The 15,024-nt window shown below is 53.2% G+C and carries 29 protein-coding genes; 28 read left to right on the plus strand and 1 reads right to left on the minus strand.

Annotated elements, in window-relative coordinates:
* Positions 1-16 precede the first annotated feature (16 nt).
* Complete coding sequence (locus tag VF684_RS11850; RefSeq protein WP_139440676.1) at positions 17-931, minus strand: DMT family transporter; 915 nt, start codon at positions 929-931, stop codon at positions 17-19.
* 356 nt (positions 932-1,287) lie between these two features.
* Here VF684_RS11850 and rpsJ point away from each other — a divergent pair, with 356 nt between their 5' ends.
* The 28 genes from rpsJ to rplQ all read left to right on the plus strand — a co-directional run bounded on the left by rpsJ (position 1,288) and on the right by rplQ (position 14,911).
* Entirely contained in the window at positions 1,288-1,599 is a 312-nt protein-coding gene (rpsJ, locus tag VF684_RS11855; RefSeq protein ID WP_005307944.1) for a 30S ribosomal protein S10, read from the plus strand.
* Between the two features lie 22 nt (positions 1,600-1,621).
* Positions 1,622-2,254 (plus strand): 50S ribosomal protein L3, encoded by a 633-nt coding sequence (gene rplC / locus VF684_RS11860; protein ID WP_005340620.1) that lies wholly within the window; start codon positions 1,622-1,624, stop codon positions 2,252-2,254.
* A 17-nt stretch (positions 2,255-2,271) separates the two neighbouring features.
* Positions 2,272-2,877 carry a 50S ribosomal protein L4 gene (gene rplD / locus VF684_RS11865; RefSeq protein WP_005340616.1) on the plus strand — a complete coding sequence of 202 codons (606 nt, stop codon included), beginning with the start codon at positions 2,272-2,274 and terminating at the stop codon, positions 2,875-2,877.
* Complete coding sequence (gene rplW / locus VF684_RS11870; protein WP_005307955.1) at positions 2,874-3,176, plus strand: 50S ribosomal protein L23; 303 nt, start codon at positions 2,874-2,876, stop codon at positions 3,174-3,176. Before rplD ends, rplW begins: the two co-directional genes overlap by 4 nt.
* A gap of 15 nt (positions 3,177-3,191) precedes the next feature.
* A complete protein-coding gene (gene rplB / locus VF684_RS11875; protein ID WP_005340614.1) occupies positions 3,192-4,013 on the plus strand; it encodes a 50S ribosomal protein L2 in 822 nt (273 codons plus the stop codon).
* 22 nt (positions 4,014-4,035) lie between these two features.
* Positions 4,036-4,314 (plus strand): 30S ribosomal protein S19, encoded by a 279-nt coding sequence (gene rpsS / locus VF684_RS11880; RefSeq protein ID WP_005307960.1) that lies wholly within the window; start codon positions 4,036-4,038, stop codon positions 4,312-4,314.
* 10 nt (positions 4,315-4,324) lie between these two features.
* Positions 4,325-4,669 (plus strand): 50S ribosomal protein L22, encoded by a 345-nt coding sequence (rplV, locus tag VF684_RS11885; RefSeq protein WP_005319741.1) that lies wholly within the window; start codon positions 4,325-4,327, stop codon positions 4,667-4,669.
* A 3-nt stretch (positions 4,670-4,672) separates the two neighbouring features.
* Positions 4,673-5,386, plus strand: a complete 714-nt coding sequence (rpsC, locus tag VF684_RS11890) for a 30S ribosomal protein S3 (protein ID WP_005307962.1) — start codon at positions 4,673-4,675, stop codon at positions 5,384-5,386.
* Between the two features lie 13 nt (positions 5,387-5,399).
* A complete protein-coding gene (gene rplP / locus VF684_RS11895) occupies positions 5,400-5,813 on the plus strand; it encodes a 50S ribosomal protein L16 (protein WP_005340612.1) in 414 nt (137 codons plus the stop codon).
* On the plus strand, positions 5,813-6,004 hold the full coding sequence (gene rpmC / locus VF684_RS11900; protein WP_005307965.1) for a 50S ribosomal protein L29: 192 nt from the start codon (positions 5,813-5,815) through the stop codon (positions 6,002-6,004). The genes rplP and rpmC overlap by 1 nt, the downstream gene beginning before the upstream one ends.
* The gene (gene rpsQ, locus VF684_RS11905) at positions 6,004-6,252 is read left to right on the plus strand and encodes a 30S ribosomal protein S17 (RefSeq protein ID WP_005307966.1); all 249 of its coding nucleotides are present in this window, start codon (positions 6,004-6,006) and stop codon (positions 6,250-6,252) included. The genes rpmC and rpsQ overlap by 1 nt, the downstream gene beginning before the upstream one ends.
* A 147-nt stretch (positions 6,253-6,399) precedes the next feature.
* The gene (gene rplN / locus VF684_RS11910; RefSeq protein WP_005307975.1) at positions 6,400-6,768 is read left to right on the plus strand and encodes a 50S ribosomal protein L14; all 369 of its coding nucleotides are present in this window, start codon (positions 6,400-6,402) and stop codon (positions 6,766-6,768) included.
* Positions 6,769-6,779: 11 nt separating this feature from the next.
* Entirely contained in the window at positions 6,780-7,097 is a 318-nt protein-coding gene (gene rplX / locus VF684_RS11915; protein WP_005307977.1) for a 50S ribosomal protein L24, read from the plus strand.
* 13 nt (positions 7,098-7,110) lie between these two features.
* Positions 7,111-7,650 carry a 50S ribosomal protein L5 gene (rplE, locus tag VF684_RS11920; protein WP_005331162.1) on the plus strand — a complete coding sequence of 180 codons (540 nt, stop codon included), beginning with the start codon at positions 7,111-7,113 and terminating at the stop codon, positions 7,648-7,650.
* Between the two features lie 10 nt (positions 7,651-7,660).
* The gene (gene rpsN / locus VF684_RS11925) at positions 7,661-7,966 is read left to right on the plus strand and encodes a 30S ribosomal protein S14 (protein ID WP_005340609.1); all 306 of its coding nucleotides are present in this window, start codon (positions 7,661-7,663) and stop codon (positions 7,964-7,966) included.
* A gap of 21 nt (positions 7,967-7,987) precedes the next feature.
* A complete protein-coding gene (gene rpsH / locus VF684_RS11930; protein WP_005307980.1) occupies positions 7,988-8,380 on the plus strand; it encodes a 30S ribosomal protein S8 in 393 nt (130 codons plus the stop codon).
* A 13-nt stretch (positions 8,381-8,393) separates the two neighbouring features.
* The gene (gene rplF / locus VF684_RS11935) at positions 8,394-8,927 is read left to right on the plus strand and encodes a 50S ribosomal protein L6 (RefSeq protein ID WP_005340607.1); all 534 of its coding nucleotides are present in this window, start codon (positions 8,394-8,396) and stop codon (positions 8,925-8,927) included.
* A 9-nt stretch (positions 8,928-8,936) separates the two neighbouring features.
* Positions 8,937-9,290: a 50S ribosomal protein L18 gene (gene rplR, locus VF684_RS11940; RefSeq protein ID WP_005340606.1), complete on the plus strand. Its 354-nt coding sequence runs from the start codon at positions 8,937-8,939 to the stop codon at positions 9,288-9,290.
* A 14-nt stretch (positions 9,291-9,304) separates the two neighbouring features.
* Positions 9,305-9,805, plus strand: coding sequence for a 30S ribosomal protein S5 (rpsE, locus tag VF684_RS11945; protein WP_005340605.1), 501 nt, complete (start codon positions 9,305-9,307; stop codon positions 9,803-9,805).
* A 6-nt stretch (positions 9,806-9,811) separates the two neighbouring features.
* Positions 9,812-9,991 carry a 50S ribosomal protein L30 gene (gene rpmD / locus VF684_RS11950; RefSeq protein ID WP_005307985.1) on the plus strand — a complete coding sequence of 60 codons (180 nt, stop codon included), beginning with the start codon at positions 9,812-9,814 and terminating at the stop codon, positions 9,989-9,991.
* 2 nt (positions 9,992-9,993) lie between these two features.
* Positions 9,994-10,431 (plus strand): 50S ribosomal protein L15, encoded by a 438-nt coding sequence (gene rplO, locus VF684_RS11955; protein ID WP_005340604.1) that lies wholly within the window; start codon positions 9,994-9,996, stop codon positions 10,429-10,431.
* A gap of 8 nt (positions 10,432-10,439) precedes the next feature.
* Entirely contained in the window at positions 10,440-11,768 is a 1,329-nt protein-coding gene (gene secY / locus VF684_RS11960) for a preprotein translocase subunit SecY (RefSeq protein WP_005340602.1), read from the plus strand.
* A gap of 27 nt (positions 11,769-11,795) precedes the next feature.
* The gene (rpmJ, locus tag VF684_RS11965) at positions 11,796-11,909 is read left to right on the plus strand and encodes a 50S ribosomal protein L36 (protein ID WP_005319705.1); all 114 of its coding nucleotides are present in this window, start codon (positions 11,796-11,798) and stop codon (positions 11,907-11,909) included.
* 139 nt (positions 11,910-12,048) lie between these two features.
* Positions 12,049-12,405 (plus strand): 30S ribosomal protein S13, encoded by a 357-nt coding sequence (rpsM, locus tag VF684_RS11970; RefSeq protein WP_005307991.1) that lies wholly within the window; start codon positions 12,049-12,051, stop codon positions 12,403-12,405.
* 14 nt (positions 12,406-12,419) lie between these two features.
* Positions 12,420-12,809, plus strand: coding sequence for a 30S ribosomal protein S11 (gene rpsK, locus VF684_RS11975; protein ID WP_005307993.1), 390 nt, complete (start codon positions 12,420-12,422; stop codon positions 12,807-12,809).
* Between the two features lie 39 nt (positions 12,810-12,848).
* Positions 12,849-13,469: a 30S ribosomal protein S4 gene (rpsD, locus tag VF684_RS11980; protein WP_005340600.1), complete on the plus strand. Its 621-nt coding sequence runs from the start codon at positions 12,849-12,851 to the stop codon at positions 13,467-13,469.
* A gap of 25 nt (positions 13,470-13,494) precedes the next feature.
* Positions 13,495-14,484 (plus strand): DNA-directed RNA polymerase subunit alpha, encoded by a 990-nt coding sequence (locus VF684_RS11985; RefSeq protein WP_005307997.1) that lies wholly within the window; start codon positions 13,495-13,497, stop codon positions 14,482-14,484.
* Positions 14,485-14,527: 43 nt separating this feature from the next.
* Entirely contained in the window at positions 14,528-14,911 is a 384-nt protein-coding gene (gene rplQ, locus VF684_RS11990) for a 50S ribosomal protein L17 (RefSeq protein ID WP_005307999.1), read from the plus strand.
* The last annotated feature ends 113 nt before the right edge of the window (positions 14,912-15,024 follow it).

Consider the following 15,024-nt stretch of genomic DNA (forward strand, 5'->3'; position numbering starts at 1 on the left):
ACGCCCTTCTGTATGGTCAGCTCTTGGTTTCGACTGATGCTCGATAGCGTTTGCCGTACTTGAGCTGCTGGATCAACAGGGCGGCAATGATGAGCGCTAACCCGATGGGGGTGGCCGGATGGATGGTTTCGCCGATCAACAGATTGAGCAGCACCAGTGAGGCAAACGGCGAGATAAAGATGAGGTTGCTGATGGGGGCCGTGTTGGTGGCATGGCGCAGCGCCATCAGCCAGAGCACGAAACCGAAGCCCATTTCGAACAGTCCCACATAGATGGCACCAGCCCATCCCTGCCAGGCGGTCATGGCAAAATCGGAGAGCAACCAAGTCGCCACGACAATAAAAGGCAGGCTGATCATAAAGCCGAGCAACAGGCTGACAATGGGATCGCCCTGATTGCGGGTGTTGAGGATCCAGTAGCTGGCCCAGATGAGGGTCGAGACCAGCGCCAGCGTCACGCCGAGGGGGCTGTCGAACTGGAGGCCGAATACATCCCCTCTGGTGGCGATCACCAGCGCGCCAAAATACCCCAGCACGATAGCGACGCCATCACGCCGACGCAGCTTCTGGCCGAGGAAGGGGACGGCCAGCAGACTGAGAGTAATGGCCCAGGTGTAGTTGAGGGTCTGTGCCTGCTGGGCAGGCAACAGGTCATAGGCCTTGAATAGCAACAGGTAATAGAGAAAGGGGTTCAGCACGCCCAGAGTCAGGTAGTAGAAAGGGCGGGCCTTGATGTAGCTTCCCAGCAGCGGCAGTTTGCCCTGTTTGGCGACGACGGCTGTCAGCGTGAGAGTCGAGATGAAGGCGGCCACAAGCAACAGTTGCACAGGTTCGAAATAGGCGAGGGAGATCTTGAAGGCTGTGGCGACCGTCGACCAGAGGGCAACGGCGCAAAGGCCATACTGATAGGCTTTCTTTTGATCTTTGAGCATGGGATGTCGTTCCACTGACAGAGGCAAGCACACAGTCTACCAGTCTGCTTGTAACATTGTCGTTACTTTGGTGTTGGCAGCAGAGTGCATTGCCGCAGGCGAGATCCATCTGTCACATAAAACTGCGCATAATCTGTTCGCTCTCCCTTGCGCAAATTTGAAAAATCCGTATAATCCCCTCCGCTTACCCATGAGGTGAGCCAGATGATATGTCTGCTGCTGAGTTTCCTGTTTACAGGAGCCAGCCATACAGTCCTCCCGATATGGGGGGAAACGTGAAAAATCACACCTCTGGCGGGAGAAATCTCGGTCGGGCGGTGTTGATTTATGTTCTTTTATCTATTGGAGCTCTGTCAATGCAGAACCAAAGAATCCGTATCCGCCTGAAGGCTTTTGATCATCGCCTGATTGATCAATCCACTGCGGAAATCGTTGAAACTGCTAAGCGCACTGGCGCGCAGGTTCGCGGTCCTATTCCGCTGCCGACTCGCAAAGAGCGCTTCACCGTCCTGATCTCCCCGCACGTCAACAAAGATGCGCGTGATCAGTACGAGATCCGCACTCACAAGCGTCTGGTAGACATCGTTGAGCCGACTGACAAGACCGTAGACGCCCTGATGCGTCTGGATCTGGCAGCTGGTGTAGACGTCCAGATCAGCCTGGGTTAATTACGGAAAGAGGTTGATAACAATGACAATCGGTCTTGTAGGTCGCAAAGTGGGTATGACTCGCATCTTCACTGAAGATGGCGTTTCTATCCCGGTGACTGTTATCGAAGTTGAAGCTAACCGTGTAACTCAGGTCAAATCTGTAGAAACCGACGGCTACAACGCTATTCAGGTTACCACTGGCGCCAAAAAAGCCAGCCGTGTGACCAAGCCGGAAGCTGGCCACTTCGCCAAAGCTGGTGTAGAAGCCGGTCGCGGTCTGTGGGAATTCCGCCTGAACAACGGTGAAACTTTCACTGTTGGTAGCGAGCTGAAAGTAGATCTTCTCGCTGACGTTAAGCTGGTAGACGTTACCGGCACATCCAAAGGTAAGGGCTTTGCTGGTACTGTTAAGCGCCACAACTTCCGCACCCAGGATATGACCCACGGTAACTCCTTGTCTCACCGCGTTCCGGGTTCTATCGGTCAGAACCAGACTCCGGGTCGTGTATTCAAGGGCAAAAAGATGGCTGGTCACATGGGTGCTGAGCGTGTAACGACTCAGAACCTGGAACTGGTTCGTGTTGACGCTGAACGCAACCTGCTGCTCATCAAAGGTGCAGTACCGGGTGCAACCAACGGCAACGTGATCGTCAAACCTGCCGTCAAAGCGTAACGTCTGAGGAGATAGTAATGGAATTGGTAATGAAAGACGCCAAGAGCGCTCTTGAAGTTTCCGAGACTACCTTCGGGCGCGAATTCAACGAAGCTCTGGTTCACCAGGTCGTCGTTGCATATGCCGCTGGTGCCCGTCAGGGTACTCGTGCGCAGCTGACTCGCTCTGAAGTGTCTGGTGGCGGCAAAAAGCCGTGGCGTCAGAAGGGTACTGGTCGTGCCCGTGCTGGCTCCATCCGTTCGCCCATCTGGCGTTCCGGTGGTGTGACTTTTGCTGCTAAGCCGCAAGATCACAGCCAGAAAGTAAACAAGAAGATGTACCGCGGCGCTATCCGTAGCATTCTGTCCGAGCTGGTACGTCAAGAGCGCCTGATCGTTGTTGAGAAGTTCGGCATCGAAGCTCCGAAGACCAAAGAACTGATCGCCAAGCTGAAAGAAATGGAACTGACTGACGTTCTGATCGTGACTGCTGAAGTCGATGAGAACCTGTTCCTGGCTGCTCGCAACCTGTACAAAGTTGACGTGCGTGACGTTGCCGGTATCGACCCGGTCAGCCTGATCGCTTTCGACAAGGTTCTGATGACTGCTGACGCAGTTAAGCAAATCGAGGAGATGCTGGCATGATCCGTGAAGAGCGTCTGCTGAAAGTTCTGAAGGCTCCGCACATCTCTGAAAAGAGCACCATGGTTGCAGAAAAGCAGAACACTATCGTGTTCAAAGTTGCTGTTGATGCTACCAAGGCGGAAGTCAAAGCTGCAGTTGCGAAACTGTTCGAGGTCGAAGTTGAGACCGTCCGTACCCTGAACATGAAGGGTAAGACCAAGCGCGCAGGTGCACGCGTAGGCCGTCGTTCCGATTGGAAAAAGGCTTATGTGACCCTGAAAGCTGGTCAGGACATCGACTTCATGGGCGCAGCCGAGTAAGAGGAGTTCTCAAAAATGGCAATCGTTAAGTGCAAGCCTACTTCTCCGGGCCGCCGCCACGTCGTCAAGATCGTCAATCAAGAGCTGTACAAGGGCAAGCCCTTCGCCGCTCTGCTGGACAGCAAAAGCAAGTCCGGTGGTCGTAACAACAACGGCCGTATCACTACCCGTCATATCGGTGGTGGTCACAAGCAGCACTACCGTATCGTCGACTTCAAGCGCGACAAAGACGGTATCCCGGCTAAAGTAGAGCGCCTGGAATACGATCCGAACCGTACCGCTAACATCGCTCTGGTGTTGTATGCAGACGGTGAGCGTCGTTACATCCTGGCTCCGAAAGGCCTGAAAGCTGGTGACGCGATCGCTTCTGGTGCTGATGCAGCCATCAAGGTAGGTAACGCCCTGCCGATGCGCAACATCCCGGTTGGTTCTACCGTTCACGCTGTAGAGATGAAGCCTGGTAAAGGTGCCCAGCTGGCTCGTTCCGCTGGTACTTTCATCCAGATCCTGGCTCGTGAAGGTAACTATGTAACTCTGCGTCTGCGTTCCGGCGAAGTACGTAAAGTTCTGGCCGAGTGCCGCGCTACCATCGGTGAAGTCGGTAACTCCGAGCACATGTTGCGTCAACTGGGTAAAGCCGGTGCAAACCGCTGGCGTGGTATTCGTCCGACCGTGCGCGGTATGGCGATGAACCCGGTTGACCACCCGCACGGTGGTGGTGAGGGTCGTAACAAGGGCATGCAGCCTGTGTCCCCATGGGGCCAGAAGGCTAAAGGCTTCAAGACCCGTAAGAACAAGCGTACCGACAAGTACATCGTACGTCGTCGTAACAAGTAATTGTTAACATAGAGGAATCACCATGCCACGTTCTCTCAAGAAGGGTCCATTTATTGACCTGCACTTGCTGAAGAAGGTAGAGAAAGCGGTGGAAAGCGGGGATAAAAAGCCGGTTAAAACCTGGTCCCGTCGTTCAATGATCATCCCGAACATGATCGGTTTGACCATCGCTGTCCATAATGGTCGTCAGCACGTTCCGGTTTTCGTTACCGAAGAAATGATCGGTCACAAACTGGGTGAATTCGCACCGACTCGTACTTATCGCGGCCATGCTGCTGATAAGAAGGCTAAGAAGCGCTAAGGGATAAATGATGGAAGCTATCGCTAAACACCGTTATGCCCGTACTTCTGCCCAGAAAGCTCGTCTGGTAGCCGATCAAGTACGTGGTCTGTCCGTAGACAAGGCTCTGAATATCCTGACCTTCAGCCCGAAAAAGGCTGCAGTGCTGGTTAAGAAAGTGCTGGAATCTGCCATTGCAAACGCTGAGCACAACGAAGGCGCCGATATCGACGCGCTGCGTGTTGCTACTATCATGGTCGACGAAGGTCCCTCCATGAAGCGCATCCGTCCGCGTGCCAAAGGTCGTGCGGATCGTATCCTCAAGCGTACCGCTCACATCACTGTAGTGGTATCCGACGCTAAGGCTGGGAGATAAGCAATGGGTCAGAAAGTACATCCTAATGGCATTCGCCTGGGTATTACCAAGCCTTGGAATTCTACCTGGTTCGCGAACACCAAAGACTTCGCTGACAACCTGTACAGCGATTTTCAAGTACGCCAGTTCCTGACCAAGGAACTGAAAAACGCGTCCTTGTCCAAGATCACCATTGAGCGTCCGGCCAAGAGCATCCGTGTGACCATTCACACCGCTCGTCCGGGTGTTGTCATCGGTAAGAAAGGCGAAGACGTTGAGAAGCTGCGCAAAGCTGTAGCCACTATTGCTGGCGTGCCTGCTCAGATCAACATTTCCGAAGTCCGCAAGCCGGAGCTGGATGGCAAACTCGTTGCCGACAGCATCACTTCCCAGCTGGAGCGTCGTGTAATGTTCCGTCGTGCTATGAAGCGCGCCGTACAGAACGCAATGCGCCTGGGTGCCAAGGGCATCAAAGTGGAAGTTTCCGGTCGTCTGGGCGGCGCTGAAATCGCGCGTACCGAATGGTACCGTGAAGGTCGTGTGCCGTTGCACACCCTGCGTGCCGACATCGACTACGCAACTTCTGAAGCCCACACCACTTACGGTGTGATCGGCGTTAAAGTTTGGATCTTCAAGGGCGAAGTTCTGGGCGGTCTGGCTGCTGTTAACGCTGCCGCTGCTCAAGAGCAAGCTCCTGCAAAGCCCAAGCGTGACAACAAGCGCCGCGCTGCTAAGTAAGGAGATTCGGTAAATGTTGCAACCTAAGCGTACTAAATTCCGCAAGACCCACAAGGGTCGTAACCGCGGTCTGGCCACCTCTGGTAACGAAGTATCCTTCGGTACCTTTGGCCTGAAGGCGACATCCCGTGGTCAACTGACTGCTCGTCAAATCGAAGCAGCCCGTCGTGCCATGACCCGTCACGTTAAGCGTCAAGGTAAGATCTGGATCCGTGTGTTCCCGGACAAGCCCATCACCGAAAAGCCCCTCGAAGTTCGTATGGGTAAAGGTAAGGGTAACGTGGAATACTGGGTTTGCCCGATCCAGCCTGGCAAGGTTCTGTACGAGATGGACGGTGTACCTGAGGCTCTGGCGCGTGAAGCGTTTGCCCTGGCCGCAGCTAAGCTGTCTGTTCAGACCACTTTCGTAATTAAGACGGTGATGTGATGAAAGCCCAAGATCTGCGTCAAAAGAGCGTCGAAGAACTGAACCAGGAGCTGCTGGGCCTGCTGCGTGAGCAATTCAACATGCGCATGCAAGCGTCCACCGGCCAGCTGGCTCAGACTCACACTCTGAAACAAGTGCGTCGTGACGTCGCACGTATCAAGACTGTACTGACTGAGAAGGCAGGTGCGTAATGACTGACAAGATCCGTACTCTGCAAGGTCGTGTAATCAGCGACAAGATGGACAAGTCCATCACTGTTGCTATCGAGCGCAAGGTAAAGCACCCGATCTACGGTAAGATCATCAAGCGCACTACCAAGCTGCACGTACATGACGAAAACAACGAGTGCAAAGCTGGCGACCTCGTGGAAATCCGCGAATGCCGCCCGCTGTCCAAGACCAAGTCCTGGACCCTGGTTGCCGTTGTAGAAAAGGCCTAATCGGTACTTTGTAGTCCAAGCGGCCCCTTTCAGGGGCCGTTTGTTTTTTAGGCTACCTTTTCTGAAAATCCTGTGTTATAGTTTCGCGCCTTTTGAAGGCAGCCAGATCCCATTAGGGATAAGAAGTAAACAAAGCGGAGCACTAAGATGATCCAGATGCAAAGTATGCTGGGTGTTGCCGACAACTCCGGCGCTCGCAGTGTAATGTGTATTAAGGTTCTGGGTGGCTCGCACCGCCGTTACGCCGGCATCGGCGACATCATCAAGGTTTCCATCAAGGAAGCCATTCCTCGCGGTAAAGTGAAGAAAGGTGATGTGTATAACGCGGTGGTCGTACGCACCCGTAAAGGCGTTCGTCGTCCGGACGGCTCTGTCATCCGTTTCGACAACAATGCGGCTGTGTTGCTTAACAACAACCAACAGCCAATCGGTACTCGTATTTTTGGCCCGGTGACCCGTGAACTGCGTAATGAGAAGTTCATGAAGATTGTGTCCCTGGCACCCGAAGTACTGTAAGGAGTCGAACGATGGCAGCTAAAATCCGTCGCGAAGACGAAGTGATTGTTCTTACCGGCAAAGACAAGGGCAAGCGTGGCAAAGTCACTCAAGTCCTGATTGCAAAAGGTAAGGTAATCGTGGAAGGCATCAACCAGGTGAAGAAACACCAGAAGCCGGTACCCGCACTGGGTCAGGCTGGCGGTATCGTCACCAAAGAAGCCCCCATCGATGTATCAAACGTAGCGCTGTTCAACTCTGCCACTGGCAAAGCTGACCGCGTTGGTTTCCGGATTGAAGACGGCAAAAAAGTCCGTTTCTTCAAATCCACCGGCGAACTTGTGAAGTAATTGGAGTTTAACGATGGCGAAACTGCATGATTACTACAAATCCGATGTAGTAAATGAACTGTCCAAGCAGTTCGGTTACAAGACTATCATGCAAGTCCCTCGGATCGAGAAAATCACCCTGAACATGGGTGTTGGTGAAGCGATCTCTGACAAGAAATTGCTGGAAAATGCTGCTGCCGATATGGCTGCCATTTCCGGTCAGAAGCCGCTGATCACCAAAGCTCGCAAATCTGTTGCGGGCTTCAAGATTCGTGAAGGCTACCCGATAGGTTGTAAAGTAACCCTGCGTGGCGAGCGTATGTGGGAGTTCCTGGAACGGCTGATCTGCATCTCCGTACCGCGTATCCGTGACTTCCGTGGCCTGAACGCTAAAGCGTTCGATGGTCGTGGTAACTACTCCATGGGCGTGCGTGAGCAGATCATCTTCCCGGAAATCGACTATGACAAAGTCGATCGCGTCCGTGGTCTGGATATCACCATCACCACTTCCGCGAATACCGATGAAGAAGGCCGTGCTCTGCTGGCTGCCTTTAACTTCCCATTCCGCAAGTAAGGTTAGGGTTATGGCTAAAACATCCATGAAAGCGCGCGAAGCAAAGCGTGCCAAGCTGGTAGCCAAGTACGCGACCAAGCGTGCCGAGCTGAAAGCTATCATCGTTGACATGAACGCTTCTGAAGAAGCGCGTTGGGATGCTGTACTGCAACTGCAACAGCTGCCCCGTGATTCCAGTCCGTCCCGCCAGCGTAACCGTTGCAATATTACTGGTCGTCCGCACGGTTTCCTGCGCAAGTTTGGCCTGTCTCGCATCAAGGTGCGTGAGCATGCCATGAAGGGCGAAATTCCGGGCCTGAAGAAGGCTTCTTGGTAACGAATCTCGGGAGTTAGACTTATGAGCATGCAAGATCCGATCGCGGATATGCTGACCCGCATCCGTAACGGTCAGGCGGCGAGCAAAGTTGCGGTTTCCATGCCTTCTTCCAAGCTGAAAGTGGCTATCGCCAAAGTGCTGAAAGAAGAAGGTTACATCGCTGGCTACTCCGTAGCTGGTGACGTGAAGCCGGAACTGGAAATTGAACTGAAATATTTCCAGGGCAAGCCAGTTGTAGAACTGATCCAACGCGTAAGCCGTCCAGGCCTGCGTATTTACAAGCGCACTACTGATCTGCCGAAAGTTATGGGCGGTCTCGGTGTTGCTATCGTGTCCACGTCTAAAGGTGTGATGACTGACCGTGCTGCTCGCAAAGCAAGCATGGGCGGTGAGATCATCTGCTACGTCGCTTAATAGGAGGTAGGAAATGTCTCGTGTTGCTAAGGCACCCGTCACTATTCCTGCTGGCGTAGAGGTGACTCTGAACGGCCAGGAACTGACCATCAAAGGTGGTAAAGGTTCTCTGGTTCGCTCTATTCACGCCGGTGTAGAAGTGACCAAAGAAGACAATGTACTGAAGTTCGCCCCGCGCGGCAGCATCGCTGGTGCTGACGCTCAGGCCGGTACTGCCCGTGCATTGGTCAACAACATGGTAATCGGTGTTACCCAAGGCTTCGAGCGCAAGCTGCAGCTGGTTGGTGTAGGTTATAAAGCCTCCATCAAGGGCAATGCTGTTGCGCTGGCTCTGGGCTTCTCTCACCCGGTAGAGCATGCGCTGCCGGCTGGTGTGACCGCTGAGTGCCCGACTGCTACAGAAATCGTTCTGCGTGGCGTCGACAAGCAGCTGGTTGGCCAAGTCGCCGCCGATATCCGTGCTTACCGCGCTCCGGAGCCCTACAAGGGCAAGGGTGTACGCTATGCCAACGAGCAAGTGCGTACTAAAGAAGCTAAGAAGAAGTAAGGTAACACTATGGACAAGAAAGCAGCTCGTCTCCGTCGTGCTACTCGTGCTCGGAAAAAGATGCAGGAACTGGGAGCTACCCGTCTGGTTGTTCACCGTACCCCGCGTCATATCTATGCGCAGGTTATTGCAGCCAACGGTTCCGAAGTTCTGGCCTCTGCTTCCACAGTAGAGAAAGCCATCAGTGAAGCTCTGAAATACACCGGTAACGCAGATGCTGCTACCGCTGTAGGTAAGGCTATCGCTGAGCGTGCTATTGCCAAAGGCGTTCAGAACGTATCTTTCGATCGTTCCGGTTTCAAGTATCACGGTCGCATCGCTGCCCTGGCAGCTGCCGCACGTGACGCTGGTCTTCAGTTCTAAGCTAGGAGTCGAAGATGGCTAAAGTCGAATCTCAAGCCGGCGAACTGCAAGAAAAGCTCATTGCAGTAAACCGTGTTTCGAAAACTGTTAAAGGTGGTCGTATCATGTCCTTCACCGCGTTGACCGTGGTGGGTGATGGTAACGGCCGTGTAGGTTACGGTTATGGTAAAGCCCGTGAAGTTCCGGCTGCTATTCAAAAAGCAATGGAACAGGCTAAGCGTAACCTGAACAAGGTTGAGCTGAACAACGGCACTCTGCACCACCCGGTGCGTGGTGTTCACTCTGGCTCCACCGTGTTCATGAAGCCGGCCTCCCAAGGTACTGGTATCATTGCAGGCGGCGCTATGCGTGCTGTTCTGGAAGTTGCCGGTATCCACAACGTGCTGGCCAAGACCTACGGTTCCACCAACCCAATCAACGTTGTTCGCGCTACTGTAGACGCTCTGGTTCACGGTCAATCACCGGAACAGATCGCTGCCAAGCGTGGTCTGCGCGTTGAAGAAATTCTGGGGTAATGCGACATGGCTAACACTGTAAAAGTAACTCAAACTCGCAGCTCTATCGGCCGTCTGCCAAAGCACAAGGCGACTCTGCGTGGTCTGGGTCTGCGTCGCATTGGTCACACCGTTGAGCTGGAAGATACTCCTTGCGTACGCGGCATGATCAACCAGGTTTATTACATGGTTAAGGTGGAGGGCTAAGCATGCGTCTGAACACTCTGTCTCCGGCCGCTGGTTCCAAGCCTGAAAAACAACGTCGTGGTCGTGGTATCGGCTCCGGCCTGGGCAAGACTGGTGGTCGTGGTGTTAAAGGCCAAACCTCTCGTTCCGGTGGCGGCAAAGTTCGCAACGGTTTCGAAGGTGGCCAGATGCCTTTGAAAATCCGTCTGCCGAAGTTCGGTTTCTTCTCTCGCAAATCTTTGGTTTCTGCCGAAGTGCGTCTGAACGAAATCGCCCTGGTAGAAGGTGATGTGGTCGACCTGAGCACTCTGAAGCAAGCCGGTGTTGTTACTAAGAACATCGTGTTCGCTAAAGTTGTTCTGTCAGGCAACATTGACCGTGCTGTGACCGTTCGTGGTCTGTCCGTCACCAAAGGTGCACGCGCAGCCATCGAGGCAGCTGGCGGTAAAATCGAGGAATAATCAGTACAATGGCTAAGAAACCAGGATTGGATGTTAAAGCACAGGGTGGTCTGAGTGAACTGAAGAGCCGTCTGCTCTTCGTTCTCGGGGCGATTATCGTTTTCCGTGCAGGCTCTTATGTGCCGATTCCTGGTATTGACGCCGCCGTACTGGCCGAGTTGTTCCAGCAACAGAAGGGCACCATCATTGAGATGTTCAACATGTTCAGTGGTGGTGCACTCTCGCGTGCTTCTATTCTTGCGTTGGGGATCATGCCGTACATTTCGGCATCGATCATTATCCAGCTGCTGACAGTGGTTCACCCCGCTCTTGCTGAACTCAAGAAAGAAGGTGAATCCGGCCGTCGCAAGATTAGCCAATATACCCGTTGGGGCACGCTGGTTTTGGGAACTTTCCAGGCCATTGGTATTGCAACCGGTCTGCCGAATATGATGCATGGACTCGTGACTAATCCGGGTCTGGGCTTCTATTTCACAGCGGTTGTGAGTCTGGTCACCGGTACCATGTTTTTGATGTGGTTGGGTGAGCAGATTACCGAGCGTGGGATTGGTAATGGTATCTCGTTGATTATTTTCACCGGTATCGTTGCTGGTCTGCCGCATGCCATTGGCGCTACGGCCGAACAGGCACGTCAAGGGGAATTGCACATCCTGCTGTTGTTGTTGCTGGGCTTGATTGTTTTCGCAGTGACTTACTTTGTGGTGTTCGTGGAGCGTGGTCAGCGTCGTATCGTCGTTAACTATGCCAAGCGTCAACAGGGCCGCCAGGTATTTGCCGCGCAAAGCACACACCTGCCGTTGAAAGTGAATATGGCTGGTGTGATTCCTGCGATTTTCGCATCCAGTATCATCCTCTTCCCGGGGACCATTACCTCTTGGTTTGGTCAGGGTGAGGGTAAAGTAGCTGATATCCTGCAACAGGTCTCTATGGTCCTGCAGCCGGGTCAACCGCTTTACGAGATGCTGTATGCAGCAGCCATTATCTTCTTCTGCTTCTTCTATACCGCGCTGGTGTTCAACCCCCGCGAGACAGCAGATAATCTGAAGAAGAGTGGAGCCTTTATCCCGGGGATTCGCCCGGGCGAGCAGACAGCACGTTACATCGATAAGGTTATGACTCGCCTGACATTGGCAGGTGCGCTCTATATAACCTTTATCTGTCTGGTACCCCAGTTCTTGATGACTGCCTGGAACGTACAGTTCTACTTCGGTGGCACTTCGCTGCTGATTATCGTGGTAGTTATCATGGACTTCATGGCTCAGGTACAAACCCATATGATGTCTCATCAATATGGCGACGTCCTGAGGAAGGCCAACCTGAAGGGCTACGGCCGCTAAAGGTCGGCGTAGTTACGGAGTTAAGCAATGAAAGTTCGTGCTTCCGTTAAGGCAATCTGCCGTAACTGCAAAATCATCAAGCGTCACGGTGTGGTGCGTGTGATTTGCAGCGAGCCAAAGCATAAACAGCGCCAAGGCTAATTTTTTACGGTTAGTACTTGCAACAAATAGTTGTGCTGGCTAATATAGCCAGCCAACTTTTGTTGTGTATTGGTTGACCGCCACGTATCCGCTCACGGGCTTTGTGGTGGTCGTAATCTACTATATGTAGGAGTGAATAGTGGCCCGTATCGCTGGCATTAACATTCCTGACCATAAGCATGCAGTCATCGCTTTGACTGCGATTTATGGCGTCGGTCGTACCCGCTCCAAGGCCATCTGTGCCGCAGCCGGTATCGCTGAGAATGTGAAAATTAAAGACCTGGACGAAGCTCAGATCGAGAGTCTGCGTGAACAAGTAGGTAAATTCACCGTTGAAGGTGACCTGCGTCGTCAGATTTCCATGAACATCAAGCGATTGATGGATCTGGGTTGCTACCGTGGTTTGCGTCACCGTCGTAGCCTGCCTGTTCGTGGTCAACGTACCAAGACCAACGCTCGTACCCGTAAGGGTCCGCGCAAGGCTATCAAGAAGTAACGGGAAGGTAGAAAATGGCTAAAACTCCGACTCGTGCTCGCAAGCGCGTTAAAAAGCAAGTGAGCGACGGTATTGCGCACGTTCATGCATCTTTCAACAACACAATCGTGACCATTACTGACCGTCAGGGCAATGCTCTGTCTTGGGCTACTTCTGGTGGTTCCGGTTTCCGTGGTTCTCGTAAGTCCACCCCGTTCGCTGCTCAGGTAGCTGCCGAGCGCGCTGGTGAGATGGCCAAAGAATATGGCGTCAAGAACCTGGAAGTCATGGTCAAAGGTCCGGGTCCCGGTCGTGAGTCTTCCATCCGCGCCCTGAACGCGGCTGGTTTCCGCATCACTAACATTACTGATGTGACTCCGATCCCGCACAACGGTTGTCGTCCTCCCAAGAAGCGCCGCGTATAACGCTGTAGCTACTTGGTCTAGGATTGTTGGAGAAAGAAGATGGCAAGATATATCGGTCCTAAGCTTAAGCTTAGCCGTCGTGAGGGCACCGACCTCTTCCTGAAGTCAGGTGTTCGTGCGATTGATTCTAAGTGCAAGATTGACACCGCCCCTGGTCAGCACGGTGCGCGTAAAGCGCGTCTGTCCGACTACGGTGTTCAGCTGCGCGAGAAACAAAAAGTTCGTCGTATCTACGGCGTATTGGAAAAACAGTTCCGCAACTACTACCGCGACGCTGCCCGTCAAAAGGGTAACACCGGTGAAAACCTGTTGCAGCTGCTGGAAGGTCGTTTGGACAACGTTGTTTACCGTATGGGCTTCGGCGCTACCCGTGCTGAATCTCGTCAGCTGGTGAGCCACAAGGCCATCATGGTAAACGGTCGCGTTGTGAACATTCCTTCTTTCCAGGTTTCCCCTGAGGACGTGATCTGCGTTCGTGAGAAGGCTAAGAAGCAAGCGCGTATCAAAGCTTCCCTGGAAGTTGCTGGTCAGCGTGAGAAGCCGACTTGGGTAGAGGTTGACGCCGCTAAAATGGAAGGTGCTTTCAAGCGTCTGCCAGAGCGTTCCGACCTGTCTGCCGACATTAACGAACAGCTGATCGTCGAGCTTTACTCCAAGTAAAGCTAGCTTCTAAAGAGAGGACACAATGCTGGGTTCTGTAACAGATTTTCTTAAACCGCGGCTAGTTGACATCGAGCAAGTTAGCCCGACTCATGCGAAAGTGACTCTTGAGCCACTCGAGCGTGGCTTTGGTCACACGCTGGGCAACGCCCTGCGTCGTATTTTGCTGTCATCTATGCCCGGTTGTGCAGTTACTGAAGTCGAAATTGACGGGGTACTGCATGAGTACAGCAGCAAAGAAGGTGTACAGGAAGACATTCTTGAAATCCTGCTCAACCTGAAAGGTATCGCTGTGAAGCTGGAAGGCAAGGACGAGGTAACTCTGTCCCTGACCAAGTCTGGAACAGGCCCCGTTACCGCTGGTGATATCACTCACGGTGATGAAGTCGAGATCGTAAACCCGGAGCACGTAATCTGCCATCTGACTGGTGCCAATGCTGAAATCAGCATGCGCCTGAAAGTTCAGCGCGGTCGTGGTTATGTGCCTGCTTCTGCTCGTGTTCACAACGATGACGAAGAGCGTCCTATTGGTCGCCTGCTGCTGGACTCCGCGTTCAGCCCCATCGTTCGTATTGCCTACAATGTTGAGGCAGCACGTGTGGAACAGCGTACCGACTTGGACAAGCTGGTCATCGACATGGAGACCAATGGTACCCTGGATCCTGAAGAAGCCATCCGTCGTTCTGCCACTATCTTGGCCGAGCAACTGGAAGCCTTCGTGGATCTGCGCGATGTCAGCGTGCCCGAGAAGAAAGAAGAGAAACCCGAGTTTGATCCGATTCTGCTACGTCCTGTCGATGATTTGGAGCTGACAGTTCGTTCTGCGAACTGTCTGAAGGCAGAAGCTATCCACTATATTGGTGATCTGGTACAGCGTACCGAAGTTGAGTTGCTTAAGACTCCTAACCTCGGTAAGAAGTCCCTGACTGAGATCAAGGACGTGTTGGCCTCCCGTGGTCTGTCTCTTGGCATGCGCCTTGAGAACTGGCCGCCCGCCAGCATCGCTGACGAGTAATCCAGATTACGGGTTTCACAGATTTAGTTAGAAGGATAAGGTCATGCGCCATCGTTTGAGTGGTCGTCAACTGAACCGGAACAGCAGCCATCGTCAGGCAATGTTCCGCAACATGGCCAGCTCCCTGGTTCGTCATGAGATCATCAAGACGACTCTGCCTAAGGCAAAAGAGCTGCGTCGTGTAGTTGAACCGCTGATCACCCTTGCCAAGACTGATAGCGTTGCTAATCGTCGCCTGGCATTTGCCCGTACTCGCGATAACGCGATCGTGGCTAAGCTGTTCAATGAACTGGGCCCGCGCTACCTGGAGCGCGCCGGCGGTTATACTCGCATTCTTAAATGCGGTTTCCGTGCTGGCGACAACGCCCCTATGGCTTATATTGAGCTGGTAGACCGCCCGGCCGCTGCTGAAGCAGCTGCTGAGTGATAAAGAAAAAGCCGGGCTTGTCCCGGCTTTTCTTTTAATGAATTCTGATACTGCCTCAACTGCCTCAACTGCCTCAACTGCCTCAACTGCCTCAACTGCCTCAACTGCCTCAA

The sequence above is a fragment of the Aeromonas sp. Lyrl_2 genome (genome assembly GCF_051948815.1).
Classification (GTDB): domain Bacteria; phylum Pseudomonadota; class Gammaproteobacteria; order Enterobacterales; family Aeromonadaceae; genus Aeromonas; species Aeromonas veronii.